This is a genomic window from Oceanicaulis sp. (assembly GCA_040112665.1).
GTDB lineage: Bacteria > Pseudomonadota > Alphaproteobacteria > Caulobacterales > Maricaulaceae > Oceanicaulis.
Genome location: CP157796.1, coordinates 2,461,430 through 2,482,626, shown reverse-complemented (window position 1 = coordinate 2,482,626; position 21,197 = coordinate 2,461,430). Strand labels below are relative to the sequence as shown.

Sequence of the window (21,197 nt, the reverse complement as noted above, 5' to 3'; positions counted from 1 at the left end):
CTGGCCGTGCTAGGAAAAGCGCCCCCGCCCCGCCGCAGGACGCCTCATGCTTGCAAGCTTCACGCTTGGTCTGACCGCTGTCGGACTTTCCGGCGACGCCTTCGCCGCCTCTGTCGCCCGCGGCGCGGCGCGCCGGTCGGTCCGGGTGTCGGAGGCGATCAGGAACGGTCTGACCTTCGGCGGGGTCGAGGGGCTGATGTGCCTGGGCGGCTGGATGCTGGGCCACGCCTTCGCCGGTCTGGTCACGGCTTTAGATCACTGGATCGCGCTCGCTTTGCTGGGCGCGATCGGCGGCAAGATGATCGTCGAATCCTTTGAAGATGCAGAGCAAACGCCGTCCGGCGCGCCGCCGCGAAGCGGGTTTGTTCGAACCGTCGTCACCGCGATCGGCACCAGCGTGGACTCCGCCGCGGTCGGCGTCGCGCTCAGCCTGTCGGGCGCGCCGGTCTACGTCGCATTCATCGTCGGCGCAGTGTCCGCCGTCATCAGCACGGCCGGCTTCGTCATCGGCCCCGTGGTCGGCGCGGCGCTGGGCAAGCGCGCCGAACTCCTCGGCGGTCTGATCCTCGTCGGCATCGGGATCTGGATCTGGACCGACCACATGTTTCTCGCCCCGGGCTGAGGCGGCGTCGTGGTCGAGATGTCGGGAAACGAAAACACGCCGATGGCAGGCCCTAGGCACACCGAAATGCCTTTTTCTTCAATTGCTTAAGCCGGCATTACCGTCATTTTACAGGAATGGTTTTTGTGTTCTCAATGCTCCTTTTCGGCTCCAACATACGCTTCGGTTAATTGCCTACAGAACTAGCAGCGGTCTTTGAGCCGACTAACCCAATCAGCCTCGGCTCGGGGTGTTTCGGTAGCTCCCGCTTCAGTCCAAGAACTCGCTTCGTGACGTCGCACCGAGCCTCCGGCGGAAACCAGTCTTCTAGCCCCACCAATGGCAGACATTTGCCCTCCCAGCTCGACCCCTTCCCCTTATCGAGCGTCTGGAAAGAAATATCCGAGATACCAAGGACGTCTCGGGCAAAGAGGCATGTGGCTAGATGTATCGCGTCGGGAGTGCCGACTACCCGCTTAGAGGGCATACGAGGATTGGACTTATCATGCGGCCGAATGTCCTTAATCCTTCCGGCGTCTGCTAGGATCACCGGGTTAGGATCTATTGGATAGAACGCACTCCCAAAATCATCAAAAAAATCATCGATTCCGCCGAATTTCGTACTTTTAAGCAAGCTGGGACGAAACTCGGCCAGAACAATAGTAGAGTAGTAAATTTTCCATCGAGGATTTTTACCGCGCGATTCATCTATAAATAGGCTCAAATCATCAACAAACTCTTCGTTTCCCGCGCCTGTCGCATAACGAATAAAATTACAGCTATCCCAAAAAAGTGGTGTGGGCGGGTTATTCATAGTCCACCCCCCAAGCACCAGCATCAAAATGTTCAAAAGCCCCTTTCCAACGACTAAAATCCGACTCCGCTTTCACTGGTTCAAATCTAATTGCTTCAATCCTAACCGGAAGACCATCGGAGCCGTCGTACATGGCTTGACCGAAAACCCTCACCCGTTTGCCGATGTAAGAGGCGACCCTATCCAGCTCATCACTGCTTCCAAGGCAGTCGATTTCGCGTCCTCCAGCAGAGAGCGCGATCTTCAGCAGAGGCAGCCTGCCACGATTATCAATGACCTGAAGGAGCCCATCGAAAGTGCCATAAGTGGCCCCCTTGAACCAACCTGCACTCTCGGGCCGACGAGAAGCCGGGCTAAGGACGCGCTTAGCTTGGTCCCTCAGAAACTTGTCGGCTCTAACGACGCGGTTTTTCGAGTCCCAGGCCTCCGCGTATCCAAACTCAGGATTGGTTCTCGACAATGCCCCTAGGTACTTCGCACAATCACCATATCGAAGGGCTTCCGGGTCGCCTCGTTTGAGGAGATCAGCGCACTGAAGAAAACTCTCAATGCCTGACGCATCGAACTCGCCGAGGGGAGCAATTCCCTCTTCCCGGATGATCGCTGTCGGTATTGATGTATGAAGGCGCGCTATTCTATAGCGGTAGCGCCCCTTTCCATCGCTAGTAGCTTTATCGGCTGCCTTTAGTGCGGCGATGAACGCGGCCAGCTTGCGCGCATACACGTCAGCCGCCACGTCCGCTCCATCCATTGAAGCGGGGCCATACACTTTGAAGCCAATCTGGCGATCAGCAACCGTCTCACTCATGGCTATCTCCCCTAGGAGCGTAACCTAGCTAGTGCAGCTTTTGAAAGAGTTACCTTTGGCCGCGTGAGCCTTACGCCGTACCGTACAAATTCCGTTACCGGAATTTTACAGGATTGGCAGGGCGCGTGGCCGCTTACGCTCGGCTAATCTTTCAGCTAACGCATTGTTTTTTGATGCTAAAGCGAACAGTTCGATTCCGCCGCAACCTGTAACGCAGACTGCCGATTTCGGCATATATTTCAACGACTTAAGGGGGAAATATAACGCCGATGGCAGGCCCTAGGGGAATCGAACCCCTCTTTCCAGGTTGAAAACCTGGCGTCCTAACCGATAGACGAAGGGCCCGCATCGGCGTGGAGCGGTGATATATCCGCGCCCCGGCGCCGATGCAAGCGCGCCCTGCTTATTTTTTGCAGAGCGGAGCGGGCCTTGAGCAGCGGCGGGACGCACCGCGCGCTCAGCCGGCTTCGGCGAGATCTTCGAGGTGAAGCTCTGCGCGCTTGCCGAAGCGGGAGTCGTCGGCCTTGAGCTTGCCCGCGGCGTGAAACACCGCCTCGCCCGGCGCGAGCAGCGCCTGGCCCATCGGGGCGTCGGCGCAGCGAAAGGCGATGCCGTTCAGCTTCGCGCCGGAGCGTGCCTCGAAGGTGAAGCGGACATGGTCTGCGCCCACCCGCTGGGCGTAGGTGCGCCTGAGATCGGAGAAGGCGAAGCGCGGCTCGGGATTGCCCGCGCCGAAGGGCGCAGCGGCCGAAAGGGCGTCGCAAAACTCGAAATCGACTGCGGCGGGATGCACCACGGCGTCGAGCGAGAACGTTCGCGCCTCTTCGGCGGCGGTCCAGGCTGCTGCGAGCCGGTTCGTGAGCCAGTCGCGGAGCTCGTCGATCCGGTCCGCGGCGACGGTCAGGCCGCAGGCCATGGCGTGCCCGCCGCCGGCGATCAGCAGCCCCGCCTCGCGCGCCTCGGCGACCGCCGTGCCCAGATCGACGCCGGCGCAGGACCGGCCCGACCCCTTCGCGACGCCGGTCTCGGGATCGATCCCGATGACGATTGAGGGCCGGTTGAAGCGCTCCTTGATGCGCCCGGCCGCGATGCCGATGACGCCGGGATGCCAATGTTCGCCCGCTGCGATCAGGATCGGCGTGTCCTCGGCCACCCCGGCCGCTTCGATCTGCGCGGTCGCGCCGTCCAGCACCGCCGCCTCGATCTCGCGCCGCTCGGCGTTCAGCTGGTCGAGTTCTTCCGCGATTCGGCGGGCTTCAGCCCGGTCAGCGGTCGTCAGCAGCCGCGCGCCGAGATCGGCCCGCCCCACCCGGCCGCCGGCGTTGATGCGCGGACCGAGCAGAAACCCGGCGTGATAGGGCGTCGCCGCGCCGGTCACCCCGGCCACCTCGGCAAGCGCGGCGAGGCCCGGATTGGCCCAGCTGCTCATCACCTTCAGCCCGGTCGACACGATCGCGCGGTTGATCCCGGTGAGCGGGACCACGTCGCAGATCGTGCCGAGCGCGGCGAGATCGGCGAGCGCCATCAGGTCAGGCTCGGGCCGGGCCTTGAACGCCCCGCGCCTGCGGCCTTCACGGTTGAGCGCGGCGAGCAGGACGAAGGTCACGCCAGCCGCGGCGAGATGGCCGCAGCCCGAGCCGCAGCCGGGCTGGTTGGGATTGACCAGGGCCGCCGCCTCTGGCGCCTCCCCGCTCATGAGATGGTGGTCGACCACCGCCACGGTCAGTCCCATGCTGCGCGCCGCGGCGAGCGGCGCGACCGAAGCCGCCCCGCAATCGAGCGTCAGGACGAGGCCTGCGCCCTGCGCCTTCAGGCTTTCGAACGCGGCGGCGTTAGGGCCGTACCCCTCTTCGATCCGGTCGGGCACGTAGATGAGCGGCGGTGCGCCGAGCGCGTCGAGCCAGCGATAGAGCTGGGCGGCCGAGGTCGCGCCGTCGACGTCGTAGTCGGCGAACAGGGCCAGCCGATCGCCCGTCTCGATCGCGTCCCAGATCAGCGACGCGCACGCGTCCATCCCAAGAAAGCTCGACGGATCGGGGAAGCTGTCGCGCAGCTTCGGCGCCAGAAAGCCCGGCGCGGTGTCGACCGTGATCCCGCGCGCGGCGAGCAGGCGGGCGAGCGCGTCAGAGCACCCCGCCGCGCGGGCGATCGCACCGGCGACCGCGTCGTCGGCAGGCTTGAGCGCCCAGGCCTTGCCGCCCAGCGAACGCGTGACGCCGAAAAGCGGCCCGCCCTCAGCCATCAGCCCCGACGCTGTCTCCGCGTGGTGATTTTTCGGCGAAGCCCGGTCACCGAGGAGAAGAGCAGCGTCTGGGTCTCCACCCAGCCCGCGCCCTCGCGCACGCCGTGCACCAGATCGCCTTCGGTGACGCCCGCCGCGATGAACAGGCAGTCCTCGCTCGCCATTTCCCCGAGGTCGTATTTGCGGTCGAGATCGGAAATGCCGACGCGCTCGGCGCGCTTGCGCTCGTCGTCGTTCCTGAAATGCAGACGGCCCTGCATCTGCCCGCCCAGGCAGCGCAGCGCGGCGGCGCCCAGAACGCCCTCCGGCGCACCGCCCCGGCCGATATAGAGATCGGCCCGGCCGTCGGGATCGGCGGCGTTGATCACGCCCGCCACGTCGCCGTCGGGGATGAACATGATGCGCGCGCCGGTGGACCGGACCGACTCGACGATGTGCTGGTGGCGCTCGCGGTCGAGCACGCACACCGTCACGTCGGCGGGCTGCACGCCCTTGGCCTTGGCGACCGAGGCCACGTTCTCGGCCGGGTTCGCATCGAGATCGATCACCCCGGCGGGCAGGCCCGGCCCGCAGGCGATCTTGTCCATATAGGTGTCAGGCGCATGCAGCAGGCCGCCGCGCGGTGCGAGCGCCAGGACCGCCAGCGCGTTGTTCATGCCCTTGGCGGTCAGGCTCGTGCCTTCCAGCGGGTCGAGCGCGATGTCGATTTCGGGCCCCTCGCCCGCGCCGACTTCCTCGCCGATATAGAGCATGGGCGCTTCGTCGCGCTCGCCCTCGCCGATAACGATCCGGCCCTTCATCGAGATCGCGTTCAGGCCGGTCCGCATGGCGTCGACCGCAGCCTGGTCGGCGGCGATCTTGTCGCCTCGTCCCACAAGGCGCGCAGCGGCGACGGCGGCGAGTTCAGCCGCGTCGACGGCCTGGTTGGCGAGAGCTTCGAGCGCGCGGCCCTTGGTCATGGTCTGTCCTTTGAAGACGAGCCGGCGGGCGCGCCGCCGGGCGGTAATCAGGAAAAAACGGGTCTATTGCGGGGGCGGCAGGGCGCGGGCGCGCGCCTGCACGACGAATTCGGCGGTGTCGCGGGTCGGCGCACGAAGCGCTTCGCCGAAGGTCCGGACGCGCAGGCGGGCCGTCTCTGCGGCGTTCGCAGCTTCGGCGATGTCCAGGCGCTCCTCGCCGCTGACGACGGCGCGCTCGACGAAAGCGGGTGCGGCGCCGGGCGGAGTTTCGGCCAGGCGCGCATCGGTCCAGCTCGCGGGCGCGGGATCGGGAGCGAGCACGCAACCGGCCAGCACGAGGCCTGCAAAGACAGCGGGAAGCAGAGTTTTCATCACACCGGCGCTCCTGACCGTTGGACGCGGTCATCGCTTTCTATACGGTTCATGTCGTAGCTGTCACCCTTTGCCGGGAGTCGCCCTCATGGCCGAGCGTAAATCCACCCGATCGGGCTCTGAAAGGCCGGCCGAAGCCTCTGCGCCGAAACACGAAACACCCCCGAAGCCGGAGGCGTTCACGGCGGCGGATCTGACCGCGCTAAGCCCGCTGAGCCAGGAGGACCTCGACCGGCTGGAGGAGACCTCGCGGACGATCATGCAGTCGGCGCTGAAATCGCAGAAGCTGATGAGCGACGTGATGCGCCGTTCGCTGGAGGGCGACACCTCGCTCGCGCCGCAGGCCGATCCCCTGCACGCCGCGCCGGAGCTACTCCAGGCCTGGGAAAACATTCTCTCTGATCCCGAATTGCTGCTCAAAGCCCAGTCCGACCTTTATCGCGGCTATCTCGATCTGTGGTCGGGCGCGACCAAGAAAGTCCTCTCCGGCGAAGAGAGCGCGCCCGCCATTGAACCGGAAAAAGGCGACAAGCGCTGGCGGTCGAAGGCGTGGTCGGAACACCCGATGTTCGACGCGATGAAGCAGTCCTACCTGCTCAATCAGCGCTTCCTGCTCGGTCTGATCGCCGGCGCGAAAGGGCTCGACGAGGCGACGCGGCGGAAGGTGGAGTTCGTCACCCGTCAGATGATCGACGCCATGGCGCCGACCAATTTCGCGATGACGAACCCGGATGTGCTCGAAGAGACGTTCAGGACCCGCGGCGAGAATCTCACCCGCGGGCTGATGCATCTGATGAACGATCTCGAGCGCGGCCGGGGCCGGCTCGCCCTCAGCCAGACCGACATGGAAGGCTTCGAGGTCGGCAAGGATCTCGCCGCCACGCCCGGCCAGGTGATCTGGCGCAACGAAGTGATGGAGCTGATCCAGTACGCGCCTGCGACCGAGCAGGTCAGAAAGCGCCCGCTCCTCATCGCGCCGCCCTGGATCAACAAGTTCTACATTCTCGACATGCGCCCGCAGTCCTCGATGATCGCCTGGCTGGTCGAGCAGGGCTTCACCGTCTTCCTGATCAGCTGGATCAATCCCGATCCCAAGCTCAAGGACGCGACCTTCGAGGACTATATCCGCAAGGGCCTGTTCACCGCGCTGGACAAGGTCGAGGAAGCCACCGGCGAACGCCAGGTCGACACGGTGGGCTATTGCATCGGCGGGACCATGCTGGGCAGCGCGCTCGCCCTGATGGCGGCGGAAGACGACGACCGCATCGCGTCTGCGACCTTCTTCGCCGCCCAGCTCGATTTCGAGAAGGCCGGCGAGCTTCTGGTCTTCATCGACGAGGAATGGTTCCGCGAGATCGAACGGCTGATGGACGCCCAGGGCGGGGTGCTGGACGGCCGGACGATGGCGGACACGTTCAACATGCTGCGCTCGAACGATCTGGTCTGGTCGTTCGTGATCAACAACTACCTGCTCGGCCGCCAGCCGCAGGCCTTCGACCTTCTGTACTGGAACGCCGACCAGACCCGCATGCCCAAGCGGCTGCACCTGTATTATCTGGACACCTTCTACCGGAAGAACCAGCTGTCGAAGGGCCGGCTGGAGCTCGGCGGGCACACGCTCGACCTGTCAAAGGTGAAAATCCCGATCTTCATGCAGGCCAGCAAGGAAGACCACATCGCCCCGGCTGAAAGCGTCTATCGCTCGGCCAAGCTCTTCGGCGGTCCGGTGCAGTACATGATGGCTGGCTCTGGCCATATCGCCGGCGTGGTCAACCACCCCGGCGCGAACAAGTACCAGCACTGGGTCAATGAGGCCCTGCCCGACACCCGCGAAGCCTGGCTTGAAGGCGCGACCGAGCATCCGGGCAGCTGGTGGGAGCACTGGAAAACGTGGCTCTATGCGATGGAGTCCGACATGGTCCCCGCCCGTGAACCGGGCGGCGGCAAGCTCAAGCCGGTCTGCCCGGCGCCGGGCGAATATGTGAAGGTGCGGAGTTAGGCTGGGGCCGTCCCTTATCGTCATCCCCGCGCATGCGGGGACCCAGGGGCCGTGGGGCAGCGGCGAGGCCGGACTGGGTTCCCGCTTACGCGGGAATGACGATCAGGAGGTCGCGCGAAGACTCGATCGCCTACCGCCCCGCAGCCGTGAACGCGCCCGCCTCGCCGCTCCAGTCCAGCTCGCTGGCGCCCACCGTCTCGTAGCGGCGCTCGGCTTCCTGGCGGAAGGACTCGATGAGGAAGCGCACCGCCCTGCCCCGGTTGGTGTCCACCAGGACCTGCAGGATCGGGTTCTTGAAGCTGTAGCGAATCCAGAAATCGATCAGCGTCGAGCCGTCAGACAGCTCATGGAAGCGCCACTGATTGGCGAGGTCGTGGAACGGGCCGGCGAGATAGTCGACGTCGATCAGCCGCTCGGGCCTGTTCAGGTACACGCGCGTGGAGAAGCGTTCGCGCACGAAACGAAAGCGCACCCGGGCCTCGGCGTCGAGCTCGCCCGAGCCGTTCTCGACATGCTCGCGGGTCACGCGCATCGCGCTGATGAGATTGATGAAACGCGGATAGCTGCGCACGTCCGAGACGAGATCGAAGAGATCGTCGGGACGATGACGCAGCCTCAGGCGTTCGACGTGCTCGGCGCTCATCAGAAAGCCTAGACGGCGCGTCCGGCCTTGAGCGCCGCCTCGCGGGCCTCGCGCAGGCGCTTGAAATCGTCCCCGGCGTGATAGCTCGACCGGGTGAGCGGAGTGGCCGAGACCATCAGGAAGCCCTTGGCGCGAGCGATGGTCTCATAGCCCTTGAACTCGTCGGGATGGACGTAACGGTCGACCGCGGCATGCTTGCGGGTCGGCTGCAGGTACTGGCCGATGGTCAGAAAATCGATGCCGGCGGACCGCATGTCGTCCATCACCTGCATCACCTCTTCCTTGGTTTCACCCAGGCCCACCATGATGCCGGACTTGGTGAACTGGGAGGGGTCACGCTCCTTCACCCGCTCCAAAAGGCGCAGCGAATGGTAATAGCGCGCGCCGGGCCGGATGGAGAGATAGAGCCGCGGCACGGTCTCGAGATTGTGGTTGAACACGTCCGGCCTGGCGTCGATCACGACTTCCGCCGCGCCGGGCTTCCTCAGAAAGTCCGGGGTCAGGATCTCGATGGTCGTGCCGGGGCTGGTCTCGCGAATCGCGCGGATCACCTGGGCGAAGTGCTCGGCCCCGCCGTCGGCGAGATCGTCGCGGTCCACCGAGGTGATCACGACGTGCTTGAGGCCCATCGTCTTGGTCGCTTCGGCGACGCGGCGCGGCTCGTCGGCGTCGAGCGCGTTGGGCAGGCCGGTCTTCACATTGCAGAAGCTGCACGCGCGGGTGCACGTGTCGCCCATGATCATGAAAGTGGCGTGCTTTTCCGCCCAGCACTCGCCGATATTGGGGCAGCCGGCCTCCTCGCACACGGTGACGAGATTGTTCTCCTTCACCGTTTTGCGGGTCTCGGCGAACACGCCGCCTGCAGGCGCCTTGACGCGAATCCAGTCCGGCTTGCGCTGGACGGGCGTGTCGGGGCGCTTCTGCTTTTCAGGGTGGCGCGCGGCGCGCGCGGATTTGGCGTCGATGAGCGTCGTCATGGCGCGGAACATGGACCTATGCGCCCTCCGCTTCAAGCCGCTGCTGCGCATGGCGGGCTTGCACGAAAAAGCCCGGCGGCTCGAAAGCCGCCGGGCCAGGTTCGGAGGGAACGGGTCCTAACTCAGACCGCGTCGGGTTCGGCAGCCGCCGCCGGCGCGCTGTCGCCGCCGCCGTTGCGGTTCTGCCGCTGGAAGATCGCCAGCGTCCATGCGCCCAGACCGATGCAGAGCACGGCGGGCAGGATGAAGAAGCCCAGGATCGGGACCGCCGACAGCGCGACGATCGCCACGAGCGCGACCAGCAGTGAGATCACTCGCAGGCCCAGCCCGGCCCGGTCGCCGGAGCGGTTCAGCGCCAGATCGCCGATGACGATCCCGCCGAACGCGAAGGCGAGGAAGAAGACGATCGGCAGAGCCAGCACCAGCAGCACGGCGAGCGGAATGCCGATAACCGTCACCGCCAGAAGCGTGATCAGGGTCAGCACGATCACAGGCAGCGTGGCGAGCACAACCAGCCCGAGGAAGCCCGAGACCCAGGGACGGGCGCGGAAGCAGGCCGCGATCCGGCCGGTCGATTCCGGTGCGAGCAGGCTCACCAGCATGCCCAGCACGAAGGCGCTGGCGGCGAAGACGCCGCCGAGCACGCCCATCGCCGGCCAGCCCCCGATATCAAAGCTGAAATCGCGGTCGAGCGAGCGTTCGTCGAACGCTTCCTCGATATGGGTCAGCTCACCGACCTGCGCGCCGGGCGCGACTTCGGGCGCCCGGGGCGAGCGCACGGTGATCGGACCGGAGATGACGGCGCTCTCCTCGATCCAGACCTCGCGGCCCCGGATCTCGACCGGGCCTTCGATCACGCCTTCGAGATACACCTCGCGGCCACGGATCTCTCCGCCCTGCGCCAGCCGGCCGCGCACATGGACCTCACGGGCGGCGATGGAGGCCTCGCCCTCGATCGCGGCGTCATCGCCGATGAGGACGAACGCGCCGGCGATCTCGGCCTCGCCGCCGATCACACCGCTCACGCCGACATCGGCGCCGGCGATCTCCGCGTCGCCGGCCACGTCCGCATCCAGGGTGATGTCGGCGGCGGCCAGGGAAACGTCCCCGCCGACCCGCCCGTCGACGCTCACGTCGGCGGCCGCGATCTCCACGTCGCCGGCGATATCGGCGTCGAGCGACACGTCGGCGGCCAGGATCGAGACCCCGCCCAGCACCGTGCCGGTCGCGGTCACGTCTGCGGCGAGAATCCGCACATCGTCGCTCTCGTCTAGCGTCAGGCTGAGATCGCCGCCGATATACTGCTGGGCGAGCGCCGGGGCGCCGCTGAGCACGCCGGCTGCAAGCGCGCCGGCGAGAAAGAGTTTTTCAAGAGCCCTGATCATGATCAGCCCTCCAATGCGGTTTCGCAGCGGCGCGCGTCGCGTCCGCGGGTTTCTGTGATGTCGTCGGCGGAGCGCTCGGCGGTTTGCACCGCAGGCTCGGCCTCGAGGCAGTCGGAGGCGTCCTCCGCTGCGATCAGTCTGACGCGTTCGCTCGTCTCGTCAGCGTGCGCCGAGCTTCCAAGCTCGACCTCCATGCACGCGGTGAGCGCGATCACGCTCGCCGCGGCGGTCATGAGGAGGAGTCGTCTCATCGGGTCTTTCCCCTTTATCGTTATACGACCAACCATATCGAAACTCGATATCATATCGAAACTCGATAAGGAAGCGCTTTTTTTTCGAATAACGATAAATTTTCCGCCGGGAGACGACCGCGTAACGCGAAAAGGCCCGCGCCGAGGGTTCGGCGCGGGCCTTCGCGGGAGGAATGCAGGCGCCGAAGCGCCGGGCGTCAGTCGCAGCGTCCGTCGCGCTGGACGAAGGTTATCCGGCTCTGATCGACGCCGACCGCGAATTCGGGCGGGGAATCAGCGACGACCTCCAGCGGACCGCCGATCACCGCGCCCGACTCGAACCGGACCTCGTGTGCGCAGATCCGGCCGCCGGCGTTCAGCGCACCGCGGATGCGAATCTCCGAATCGTCGCCCCGGTCGCGCCAGCCATGCCGCTCGCCCTGCCCGTGGAAGCGGATCGGACCGTTCGCCTCGCCGCGAAAATTGATGCGGCCGGCGTCGATTTCAAGCGCGTTCGCGAACGCGCCGCGCAGCTCCGCCGCTCCGGCGGCCACCTCGACCGGACCTGCGTAGGATCCCATCAGCCGGGCCGAGCCGGCGTTCACCTCGGTGCGACCGCCGATCTCGCCGTTCAGCTCGGCGCTGCCGCCGTTCGCTTCCACGTCGCCGGCGACATCGGCGCGCATGTCGACCGAGGCGCCGTTCATTTCGACGTTTCCGCCGACGCGGCCCCTCAGGGTCACGGCCACGCCGTTCATCTCGACGTCGCCGTCCGTGTCCAGATTATGCGTGCCGACGATGCCGTCGAACGTGGTGCGCTCGACCGACTGGGCCTGTACGCAGCCGGCCGCGAAGACCGACACGGCGGCGGCGATGGCGAGGTGTTTCATATGCGTCTCCTGATCGACCAACCGGGTCTGTCCGCCCGGCTTTCGTCCGATCAGATGCACGGCGCACCTTTCCCGGATGCGCCCGCCCCATGAAATTTTCTTAATAGTGCAGAGCCCGCCCGTAAGCGTCGAGCACGCTCTCGTGCATCATCTCGCTGAGCGTGGGGTGCGGGAAAATGGCGTGCATCAGCTCGGCTTCGGTGGTCTCCAGCGTCTTGCCGATCGCATAGCCCTGGATGAGTTCGGTCACCTCCGCGCCGACCATGTGCGCGCCCAGAAGCTCTCCGGTCTTCGCATCGAAGATCGTCTTCACCCGGCCCTGATCTTCGCCCAGCGCGATCGCCTTGCCGTTGCCCACGAAGGGGAAGCGGCCGACCTTCAGCTCATGCCCGGCCTCTTTCGCCTTCGCCTCGGTCAGGCCGACGCTGGCGACCTGGGGATGGCAATAGGTGCAGCCAGGGATGTTGGTCTTGTCGATCGTATGGGGGTTCAGCCCGGCGATCGCCTCGATGCAGATCACGCCTTCGTGGCTGGCCTTGTGGGCGAGCCAGGGCGCGCCGGTCACGTCGCCGATCGCGTAAAGCCCGTTTACGCCGGTTCGGCCATAGCCGTCTGCCACGACATGGCCGCGCTCGATCGTCACGCCGAGATCTTCAAGGCCGAGCCCTTCGACATTGCCGGTGATGCCGATGGCGAGCACAACCTTGTCGACCTCGAGAGTCTCGGTCTTCCCGCTCTTGAGCTTCACCTCGGCGGTCACGCCTTTCGCATGGGGCTTCAGGGATTGAACGCCAGCTGAGGTGTGGATCGTCAGGCCGCGCTTCTTGAAGGCTTTCTCGGCGAAGGCCGAAATCTCCGCGTCTTCAGCGGGAAGGATGCGGTCGACCATTTCGACCACGGTCGTTTTCGCACCCATCGCGGCGTAGAAGCTCGCGAACTCCATGCCGATCGCACCCGAGCCGATCACCAGCAGCGACTTTGGCATGACGTCGGGGACCATCGCTTCCTTATAGGTCCAGACGTGCTTTCCGTCCGGCGCGAGCCCTGCGGAAGGGATCGTCCGCGCCCGCGCGCCGGTCGCCAGAATCACGTGATCAGCGGTCAGCCGCTTTTCCTCTGAGTCGGTTTTCACCACGACCTTCGGCGCGCGATCGCCCTTTTCAAGGCGCGCCTCGCCGTCGATCACGGTGATCTTGTTCTTCTTCATCAGACCGCCGACGCCGGAGCTCAGCCGGCCGGCCACCTTGCGCGAGCGCTTCACGACGGCGTCGAGATCGAAGCCGATATTGTCCGCCTTGAGGCCGAACTCCCCCGCGCGGTGGAACAGCTCCATGACGTCGGCGGTGCGCAACAGCGCCTTGGTCGGGATGCAGCCCCAGTTCAGGCAGATGCCGCCCAGATGTTCGCGTTCGACAACGGCGGTCTTGTAGCCGAGCTGGGAGGCCCGGATCGCGGCCACATAGCCCCCCGGTCCGCCCCCGATGACGATGACGTCGAAATCGGCCATGTCCGTCTCCTTGATGCGAGACGCCGTCATGGCCGGGGCGCGCGGGAAAATCAATCCACAGGCGCCGCTTCGCCTGTCGCGAAAGTTATACACTTATACGCGCTACTTTTTGTAGACAGAAACTTATGGTTAATTCAGGATGTCGATACGCATTTTCAGGGGAGGAACCACACATGAAATTGCGAATGCTCCTTTCGGCCTGCGTCGCCGGAGCGGCGCTTACGGCAGGCGTCAGCGCACCCGCCGCAGCGGAAGAGGATCCGCTTCTCGGCCAGCTCAGGATGTTCGGCGGCAACTTCTGCCCACGTCATTGGACGAAAGCGGAAGGCCAGCTGATGCCGATCAACCAGAACCAGGCACTATACAGCCTTCTGGGCACGCAGTTCGGCGGCAACGGCACCACGACCTTCGCCCTGCCGGACCTGCGCGGGCGCACGCCGATCGGCCGCAGTCAGAGCCAGTTGATCGGGCAGATGGGCGGGTCTGAGACCCACACCATGACGGTCGCGGAAATGCCGCCGCATACCCACAACCTGAACGCGTCGGATCGGCCGGGCACCCGCATGTCACCGACCGGCTCGGATCTGGCCGAGTTCGATGAAGGTACGCTGAACGCCTATACCGGCGCGAACCCCGATCCCTCCCTGTCGATGGCGAGCGGTACGGTGGGGATGACCGGAGGCGGCCAGGCTTTCCCGATCCGCACCCCATACACTGCGATCACCTGGTGCATTGCGCTCCAGGGCACCTTCCCGCAGCGCAATTAAGGGGGACCAGAATGAAAAACGCATTTCTCACCGCGACAGCGCTCGCGCTGACCGCCGCCGGAACCTCGGCGCACGCGCTTGATCCGTTCATCGGACAGATCGACACCTTCCCGTACAATTTCTGCCCTTACGGCTGGCAGGAAGCCGACGGCGCACTGTTGTCGATCGCGCAGAACACGGCGCTGTACTCGCTTTACGGCACGTTTTACGGCGGGAACGGCCAAACCACGTTCGCTCTGCCGAACCTGTCGGGACGCATGGCGATCGGCGACGGTTCGATGCCGGGCGGCCCGACCTATCAGATGGGGCAAACCGGCGGGGCGAGCACGATCACCCTTACGCTGAGCCAGCTGCCGGCGCACTCGCACAGCTTTAACGGCAGCACCGCCGCGCCGACCGAGGCGTCCCTGGTCGGTCACACCTTTCCGACCTATCCCGGGCCGGCTTACGCCGCGCCGGGCCAGTCGCTCTCGCCGATGAAGGCCGGGTCGATCGGGTCTACCGGCGGGGGGCAGCCGATGTCCGTACAAGGGCCTTACCTGAGCACGATCCATTGCGTCGCATTGGTCGGCATCTACCCGTCGCGGAACTGAGGAAGGATAGAGAACCATGAGAAATCTTCTTCTCGCCGGCGTCGCCGCGCTGTCATGCAGTCTCGCCGCTCCCGCCGCAGCGCACGCCCAGGCGGACGATCCCTATATCGGCGACATCATCGTCGTCGGCTTCAACTTCTGCCCGCGCGGCTGGGCGCAGCTCGGCGGTCAACTTCTGCCGATCAACGGCAACGAGTCGTTGTTTTCAATTATCGGGACCACCTACGGCGGGGACGGGCGAACCACGCTCGGCCTGCCGGACATGCGCGGGCGCGTTCCCGTCGGCGCGGGTCAGGGCCCGGGGCTGAGCTTCTTCCAGCTGGGCCAGAGGGGCGGCTCGCACACGCACACGCTCACCGAGGCCCACCTGCCGCCTCATAACCATGCGGCGCATTTCTCCAACAGTCCGGGCTCGACGCCCAATCCGCAGGGCGCGACGATCTCGAACCTCAATGTCGCCAACACCTACGCGACGACGCCGAACACCGCGTTCGAAAGCGACACGATCGGCATCACCGGGAACAACAACCCGATCGAGACGACCGATCCGGTCCTCGGTCTGAGATACTGCATGGCGTTGCAGGGCCTCTACCCGCCCCGCAACTAGGCAGCTCAATCGCCGAACTTCTGGCGCCGCCCGGTTCGTCCGGGCGGCGCTTTCTTTTTTAGTTGGGGCCTTGCAGGATCGCCGCCTGCACCGAACGGAGTTCCCGATGATCGAAGCCCTGCGCACCCCCGACGAGCGTTTCACCGATCTGCCCGGCTGGGGGTTCGAGCCCCGCTATGTCGACGACCTGCCCGGCTATGACGGCCTCCGGCTCGCCTATGTCGACGAGGGCCCGCGCCAGGGCGCGCCCGTCTTTCTGTGCCTGCACGGCGAACCGAGCTGGGGCTATCTCTACCGTAAGATGGCGCCGGTGTTCCTAGAGGCCGGCGCACGGGTGGTGATTCCCGACCTTCTCGGCTTCGGCCGGTCGGACAAGCCGGTCGAGGACGCCGTCTACACCTTCCACTGGCACCGCGCCTATCTGCAGGCCTTCCTCGAACGGCTCGACCTCCAGGACGTCTGTCTTGTCTGCCAGGACTGGGGCGGCGTTCTGGGGCTGACCCTGCCGATGGACGCGCCGGACCGCTTCACGCGGCTTCTGGTGATGAACACCGCGATCGGGGTCGGCAAGGGCGCGAGCGAGGGCTTCATCGCCTGGCGCGACTACATGGCGAACACGCCCGATCTCGATGTCGGCCGGCTGATGAAACGCGCCACGCCGATCCTGTCCGACGACGAGGCGGCGGCCTATGACGCCCCCTTCCCCGATCATCGCTACAAGGCCGGCGTGCGGCGCTTCCCCTCGCTGGTGCCGATCAGCCCTGACATGGAGGGCGTAGACACCGGAAAGCGCGCAGTGAAGTTCTGGGCCGAGGACTGGGCCGGCGAAAGCTTCATGGCGATCGGCGAGCAGGATCCTGTGCTGGGCCCTGAGACCATGGGCTGGCTGCGCAGCGTGATCCGCAACTGTCCCGAGCCGATGCGCCTGACCGAGGCGGGCCATTTCGTCCAGGAATGGGGCGACACGATCGCACGCAACGCGCTCGATCATTTCCGAATCGGCTAGCGCGCGGCGCGGCGCAGGTTAGAGCCTTCCAGCGTGTAGAAGCCAAGCGACAGCGGATCGCCCTTCACCGTGTTGTAGCCCTCGACCGTGCCGAGGATGCGCAGGGACTGGCCGGCCGCCTCGATGCGCGCGCCGAACTCGACGATGTAGCTCGCGTCCACGATCGCCAGGCCGCATTCGGGCGCGCTCAGAAGCACGTTGGCGGCCTGGGTCGGGTCTTCGCCGAGCACCACCGATGTGCCGAGATTGAACATGTTGGACGGCTCTTCATAGCCGACCGTGACGATCACCTTGTCCTCGCACCCGGTGATCTGGTCGGCGAGCCGCCCGGCCCGGTCCGACGGCCAGAGCGCGTCGATATTGGGGATCGCGACCCCGAACGCGCACGCCCATAGCGCAGCGGCGGCCACGGCCGTGCCCAGCAGGCGCTCGAGGCTCGGCTTGAGCCCCAGCACGATGATCGCAACCGCAGCGAGCGCGCCCAGAATGATCGTGAGATAGCCCGCGATCTCCGGATCCTCGCCGAGATAGGATGCGGCGATGAACGGCAGGAGACCGAGCACGATCGCCACCAGCACAGCGATCAGCACCGTCGCCCAGTGCAGCAGCTTCGCCCGGCCCGAGGACAGAACCTCGGACAGGTTCGCAAGTCCGAGCCCGATCAGCAGCGCGATCGCGGGAAAGCTGGGCAGGGTGTAGTGGGGCAGCTTGGTCGCGACGATTTCGAAAACCACGTAGGTCGGCACGATCCAGGCGATCAGGAACTTGATCTCCTCGCGCGCCCGCATCTTCCAGGCGGTCAGGATCGCGACGCCCAGAAGCGCCGCGCCGGGCCACAGGGTGATGAAGGTGAACCCCAGATGGAAGCCCAGCGGGCCTGAATGGGCCTCCTGCGCCTCGCCGACCTTGTCGAGCATGGAATAGCCGATCGCGGTCTTGGCGAAATCCCAGTCGGTTTCGAGGTTTATCGCCACGAACCAGGGCGTGAAGATCAGGAGCGCAAGTGCGATCCCCGGCAGCGGCCGCACCTTCAACAGCAGACCCGGATCACGCTTCCAGGCGGTGAAGACGACCAGGGTCAGGGCCGTGACCATCAGGAAGATCGGGCCCTTGATCAGCAGCGTGGCGCCCAGCGCCGCCCACATCACCGCCGGCCAGCCGATGAAGTTCGGCCGCCGCTCTTCGACGCGGACCATCAGGAACATCAGCGCGGCCTGCGCGATCATCCCCACGCCGAGCAAAATCGCATCGGTTTTCGCCGTGCGCGCTTCGACCGACAGGACCAGTGTCGTTGCGAGCACGAGCCCGGCCGCCAGTCCCACCGCGGGCGAGAACATGCGCGCGCCGAGCCAGCCTGTGATCGCAACCGCCATCAGGGCGAACAGAAAGCCGGGGATCCGGTGTGCGCCGATCGGCGCGTCGGCTCCGCCGAAGGGCTGTGCGGCGAGGCTTTGCAGCCAGTAGGTCCCGGCGGGCTGTTTGTGGCGGTCGACGTCCTGAAGGCGGATATTGAGATAGTCCCCGCTCTCCATCATCTGCCGGCTGGCCTGGGCGTAGCGGGACTCGTCGCGGTCCATGGCCGGCACGGAGAACAGGCCCGGCGCGAGCGCAGCCACGGCCAGCAGCATCATGACGATCCAGGCGCGCGGGCTGAGCCCGCCCTTCTCCGGACGCTCGGTGAGCTGGTCGAAGAACGCGCTCATCGGCCGAGATCCTTCACATGGCCGCGCAGCACGTATTCGCGCGAGGGGACATGGGTGCGGCGCATCAGCCAGATCACGCCGAGCAGATCGAACAGCCCTGCGGCGGCGCGTCCGAGATTGGTGTATTTCGAGGTGCCGGCCTGGCGCGCGCGGTTGACCACCGGCACGCACACGATCCCGAAGCACAGATGACGGCTGAGCGCTGGCAGGTAACGGTGCAGCGCGTCGAAAAAGGGCAGCGCCAGAAACAGATCCCGCACGATCAGCTTCAACCCGCAGGCGGTGTCCGGGCAGTCATCGTTCAGAAGCGTGCGCCGCAGCCCGTTCGCGAAGCGCGACGCGAATTTCCGGTTCGCGCCGTCGGTCCGGTTCGTCCGGCACCCGGCGACGAGGCCGACTTCGCCGACCGTGGACAGATCCACCGCCGCCGCCATGTCGACGACCGAGCGCGGATCGTCCTGGCCGTCGCCGTCCATGGTCGCAGCCCAGAGCCCGCGCGCGGCCATCATCCCGGTGCGCAGCGCCGCGCTCTTGCCCGAGCGGTTGGGGTGGCGCAGCACGCGCAGGCGCGGCTCTTCGGCGACCAGCGCTTTGAGCGCATCGGCGGTGTTGTCCGCGCTGCCGTCGTCGACCACGACGATCTCGAAGCTGTCGAACGCCTCGTCGAACACGCCGAGCGCCTCGCGCACCACCGCCTCGATGCTTTCCGCCTCGTTGTAAGCGGGGATGACGATGGAAAGACTCGGTTCGGTCACGGCGCGCTCGCTAAAAGGCGAAAGGTCGGCGAACCTGTTAGCCCGCCCCGCGCCGTGCGGCAATCGGTCGGGCCCGGTTTAGGCAGGCCGGACGGTGTTGCGCGCCCAGGCCCGGCGCAGCACGGCGAGCGCGCGCGGATGCTCGGACACCGCCATGCCGCCTTCGACCGCCTCGTACTCCGTCCAGCCGCTGGTCCACCGGAACACCGCCCAGTTCGCCCCGGCGGCCTCGAACGCGGAGATGCGGTCTTCGAGATAATCGGGCAGGCCCGGCGCTGCGTTCACAGCCCCGAACTCCAGCATCGCCCAGTCGCCGTTCGCGCTTTGCGGCAGGACGATTGCGTCCGCCTCACGCCGGTAGGTGCGCTGCGCGCCCTCGGCCTGATGAGTGAAATCCCACGGGTCGTAATCGTGGACGGCCATGACCGGGCCCGGCCCGACCGCCCGCCTCAACTCGCCGGCCCGCTCGGTCCGCGCCCAGCGATCGGGGCTGAAGATGAGCGGCGCGCCCTTGTCGAGCCCCTCGCAGGCGGACGCGATCCGGGCCGCAAAGCCCGGCCAGACCCCGTCATGGCCCGCGTCCGCGCCGTTCGGCTCGTCCATCGCGACCACGCCCGCGCAGGCGGGATGATCGCCGAAGCGGCGCAGCGTCTCGGCCACCATCTCCGCCCAGGCGGCCTGCTTGTCGTCGCCGCGCCAGATCGAGTTGTCGAACAGGCGCTGCGGGTACCAGCCTTCATCGGGGTGAAAGGCGAAGGCGCTGCGCCCCGGGCCGGTTCTAAGGCAGAGCGTGGTGAACAGCCCGCGCGACCGGCAGGCGTCGAGCCACGCCCCGACATGGTCTTCAATCGCGGCATCGATACTGAACGGCGGGCTTTCTGCAAAAATCCCCGGGCCGGACCAGCTGGCGAGATTGGCGCCCGCGTCGGCGAGGCGGGACAGAGCGTCCGGCGTCACCGGCTGGCCGACAGGACCGGGGCCGAGAAAGCTCGGCCCGTCCACTTCCGGATAGACGCGGCGCTGTACGAACACCGCGCCCCTCAGATGCGGTCCGCCCTCATTGCGCCAGAGCGCGCGTTTTCCAGTCGAACGCCTCAGACCCGCCGGCGCGAGACCGCACGCGGCGAACCCGCCGGCGAGGCCGAGCGCGGCGCGGCGCGTGATCATGCCGCCCTGAAGCCCATGAGCGTGTCGATGCGCCGGAACGCCTTGCCCGGCCAGTGCGCCGCGCGTCCGATCGGCAGGCGCTCGGCGGCCGCTTCGAGCGCCGCAGCGGCGCGGCGGGCGGCGGCGACCGGCCCCTGCCCGGCGCAGCCCTGGACCAGAGCGAACTGCCAGGAGCCGAGCGCGGCCTTGTAGCGATACTCGCCGGGGCCGAGATGGACCTCGGCGATCCCCTCGCCGGCCAGCGCTTCGAGAAGGCGAGACAACAGGGCGTTGCCCGGCGCCAGGCGGGCGAAGTCCGGATCGTAGGCGGGGAACCAGTAATGCAGCGCCCGCTCGCCGAGCAGGCCGAAGTGCGCTGCGACGAGCGCGCCGTTCAGCTCGACGCTGGAAACAAGAGCCCGCGCACCCGGATTCTCCGAGGCGCTCAGATGATGGATAAGCTTGCGCGTCCACTCGACTGAAAACACGTCGAAATGCCCGGACGCATGATACTGTCCGGACTTCCATTCCAGCAGCGCTTCAAGCGTTTCGGGCCTGCGGTCGTCGAAGCGGAAGACGACCTCGCCGGCTTCTTCGAGCTTGCGGTTCGCCGCCATGATTGTGCGGAATGTGTTCCCGCCCGGCTTTTTCTGACGCGCCAGATAGGCGTCGTAGCCCCCGCCGAGATCGACCACCCAGGAGCCGTCACGCACCCCCTCGCGATCCTGAAACCCCGCCTCGGCGACCGCGCCGAAAAAGTCAAACACGGGCACCTTCGCCGCCGCCAGCAACGCGTCGATGTCGAGGCGCGCCCCGCGCGCCGCGATCAGTCCGTGGTGATCGCCCAGAGGCCCGCCCAGCGGCCGCGCATGGCCCAGCGGACCGGTGTGAAGCGGCAGGAACCCGACCGGCGCTCCGGCCTCGTAGGCGCACACCACGCGCACGTCCGAGCGCGCCGCGGCGACCGCATCGAGAAAGCCGAGCGCGAAATACGGACTCGCCAGCGCGGGGTCGGCGGCCTGAAACGCCGCCCAGGCCTCGCGGTCGTCACTGCTCAGCGATGAAACGTCCTTGAGACGCACGTCCATGATCAATCGTCCCGTTTCGATGCGAAATGCATAAACCCGACCGGTTAAGCCGGTCTTCAGCCTGGTTATGCATATTCCGTTCCGAGCGTCCGCACCGGCCCCGGC

The 21,197-nt window shown here is 66.3% G+C and carries 21 protein-coding genes and 1 tRNA gene; 6 read left to right on the top strand and 16 right to left on the bottom strand.

Annotation, left to right across the window (positions count from 1 at the left end; all coding sequences use genetic code 11):
* Positions 1-46 precede the first annotated feature (46 nt).
* The gene (locus ABL308_12175; protein XBQ15702.1) at positions 47-622 is read left to right on the top strand and encodes a manganese efflux pump MntP family protein; all 576 of its coding nucleotides are present in this window, start codon (positions 47-49) and stop codon (positions 620-622) included.
* A gap of 166 nt (positions 623-788) precedes the next feature.
* Here ABL308_12175 and ABL308_12170 read toward each other — a convergent pair whose 3' ends face one another.
* The 6 genes from ABL308_12170 to ABL308_12145 form a co-directional block, all read right to left on the bottom strand.
* Positions 789-1,415 carry a hypothetical protein gene (locus ABL308_12170; protein XBQ15701.1) on the bottom strand — a complete coding sequence of 209 codons (627 nt, stop codon included), beginning with the start codon at positions 1,413-1,415 and terminating at the stop codon, positions 789-791.
* Positions 1,408-2,223 (bottom strand): hypothetical protein, encoded by an 816-nt coding sequence (locus ABL308_12165; protein ID XBQ15700.1) that lies wholly within the window; start codon positions 2,221-2,223, stop codon positions 1,408-1,410. The genes ABL308_12170 and ABL308_12165 overlap by 8 nt, the downstream gene beginning before the upstream one ends.
* A 270-nt stretch (positions 2,224-2,493) precedes the next feature.
* Positions 2,494-2,568: transfer RNA gene (locus ABL308_12160), tRNA-Glu, on the bottom strand.
* A gap of 112 nt (positions 2,569-2,680) precedes the next feature.
* Positions 2,681-4,465 carry a single-stranded-DNA-specific exonuclease RecJ gene (gene recJ / locus ABL308_12155; GenBank protein XBQ15699.1) on the bottom strand — a complete coding sequence of 595 codons (1,785 nt, stop codon included), beginning with the start codon at positions 4,463-4,465 and terminating at the stop codon, positions 2,681-2,683.
* A complete protein-coding gene (gene glpX, locus ABL308_12150) occupies positions 4,465-5,424 on the bottom strand; it encodes a class II fructose-bisphosphatase (protein ID XBQ15698.1) in 960 nt (319 codons plus the stop codon). The genes recJ and glpX overlap by 1 nt, the downstream gene beginning before the upstream one ends.
* A 63-nt stretch (positions 5,425-5,487) precedes the next feature.
* Complete coding sequence (locus tag ABL308_12145) at positions 5,488-5,796, bottom strand: hypothetical protein (protein ID XBQ15697.1); 309 nt, start codon at positions 5,794-5,796, stop codon at positions 5,488-5,490.
* 88 nt (positions 5,797-5,884) lie between these two features.
* On the opposite strand from ABL308_12145, the gene phaC reads away from it, so the two are divergent.
* Positions 5,885-7,795 (top strand): class I poly(R)-hydroxyalkanoic acid synthase, encoded by a 1,911-nt coding sequence (phaC, locus tag ABL308_12140; protein XBQ15696.1) that lies wholly within the window; start codon positions 5,885-5,887, stop codon positions 7,793-7,795.
* Between the two features lie 130 nt (positions 7,796-7,925).
* Here the strand turns inward: phaC and ABL308_12135 are convergent, their stop codons facing one another.
* The 6 genes from ABL308_12135 to lpdA form a co-directional block, all read right to left on the bottom strand.
* Positions 7,926-8,438, bottom strand: coding sequence for a type II toxin-antitoxin system RatA family toxin (locus ABL308_12135; protein ID XBQ15695.1), 513 nt, complete (start codon positions 8,436-8,438; stop codon positions 7,926-7,928).
* Between the two features lie 8 nt (positions 8,439-8,446).
* The gene (lipA, locus tag ABL308_12130) at positions 8,447-9,415 is read right to left on the bottom strand and encodes a lipoyl synthase (protein XBQ17739.1); all 969 of its coding nucleotides are present in this window, start codon (positions 9,413-9,415) and stop codon (positions 8,447-8,449) included.
* A 122-nt stretch (positions 9,416-9,537) separates the two neighbouring features.
* The gene (locus ABL308_12125; protein ID XBQ15694.1) at positions 9,538-10,800 is read right to left on the bottom strand and encodes a hypothetical protein; all 1,263 of its coding nucleotides are present in this window, start codon (positions 10,798-10,800) and stop codon (positions 9,538-9,540) included.
* A gap of 2 nt (positions 10,801-10,802) precedes the next feature.
* Entirely contained in the window at positions 10,803-11,051 is a 249-nt protein-coding gene (locus ABL308_12120; GenBank protein XBQ15693.1) for a hypothetical protein, read from the bottom strand.
* 197 nt (positions 11,052-11,248) lie between these two features.
* On the bottom strand, positions 11,249-11,920 hold the full coding sequence (locus ABL308_12115; GenBank protein ID XBQ15692.1) for a hypothetical protein: 672 nt from the start codon (positions 11,918-11,920) through the stop codon (positions 11,249-11,251).
* Positions 11,921-12,020: 100 nt separating this feature from the next.
* Positions 12,021-13,427 (bottom strand): dihydrolipoyl dehydrogenase, encoded by a 1,407-nt coding sequence (gene lpdA / locus ABL308_12110; GenBank protein ID XBQ15691.1) that lies wholly within the window; start codon positions 13,425-13,427, stop codon positions 12,021-12,023.
* Between the two features lie 173 nt (positions 13,428-13,600).
* On the opposite strand from lpdA, the gene ABL308_12105 reads away from it, so the two are divergent.
* The 4 genes from ABL308_12105 to ABL308_12090 all read left to right on the top strand — a co-directional run bounded on the left by ABL308_12105 (position 13,601) and on the right by ABL308_12090 (position 16,400).
* On the top strand, positions 13,601-14,194 hold the full coding sequence (locus ABL308_12105; GenBank protein ID XBQ15690.1) for a tail fiber protein: 594 nt from the start codon (positions 13,601-13,603) through the stop codon (positions 14,192-14,194).
* Between the two features lie 11 nt (positions 14,195-14,205).
* The gene (locus ABL308_12100; GenBank protein ID XBQ15689.1) at positions 14,206-14,787 is read left to right on the top strand and encodes a tail fiber protein; all 582 of its coding nucleotides are present in this window, start codon (positions 14,206-14,208) and stop codon (positions 14,785-14,787) included.
* 16 nt (positions 14,788-14,803) lie between these two features.
* Positions 14,804-15,394, top strand: coding sequence for a tail fiber protein (locus ABL308_12095; GenBank protein XBQ15688.1), 591 nt, complete (start codon positions 14,804-14,806; stop codon positions 15,392-15,394).
* A 106-nt stretch (positions 15,395-15,500) separates the two neighbouring features.
* Positions 15,501-16,400, top strand: coding sequence for a haloalkane dehalogenase (locus tag ABL308_12090; protein XBQ15687.1), 900 nt, complete (start codon positions 15,501-15,503; stop codon positions 16,398-16,400).
* On the opposite strand, the gene ABL308_12085 is transcribed toward ABL308_12090, so the two are convergent.
* The 4 genes from ABL308_12085 to ABL308_12070 form a co-directional block, all read right to left on the bottom strand.
* Positions 16,397-18,103 carry a glycosyltransferase family 39 protein gene (locus ABL308_12085; GenBank protein ID XBQ15686.1) on the bottom strand — a complete coding sequence of 569 codons (1,707 nt, stop codon included), beginning with the start codon at positions 18,101-18,103 and terminating at the stop codon, positions 16,397-16,399. The genes ABL308_12090 and ABL308_12085 overlap by 4 nt on opposite strands.
* Positions 18,100-18,858, bottom strand: coding sequence for a glycosyltransferase family 2 protein (locus ABL308_12080; GenBank protein ID XBQ15685.1), 759 nt, complete (start codon positions 18,856-18,858; stop codon positions 18,100-18,102). Before ABL308_12080 ends, ABL308_12085 begins: the two co-directional genes overlap by 4 nt.
* 78 nt (positions 18,859-18,936) lie before the next feature.
* Positions 18,937-20,025, bottom strand: a complete 1,089-nt coding sequence (locus tag ABL308_12075; GenBank protein XBQ15684.1) for a hypothetical protein — start codon at positions 20,023-20,025, stop codon at positions 18,937-18,939.
* Positions 20,022-21,092 (bottom strand): GNAT family N-acetyltransferase, encoded by a 1,071-nt coding sequence (locus ABL308_12070; protein XBQ15683.1) that lies wholly within the window; start codon positions 21,090-21,092, stop codon positions 20,022-20,024. Before ABL308_12070 ends, ABL308_12075 begins: the two co-directional genes overlap by 4 nt.
* Between the last annotated feature and the right edge of the window lie 105 nt (positions 21,093-21,197).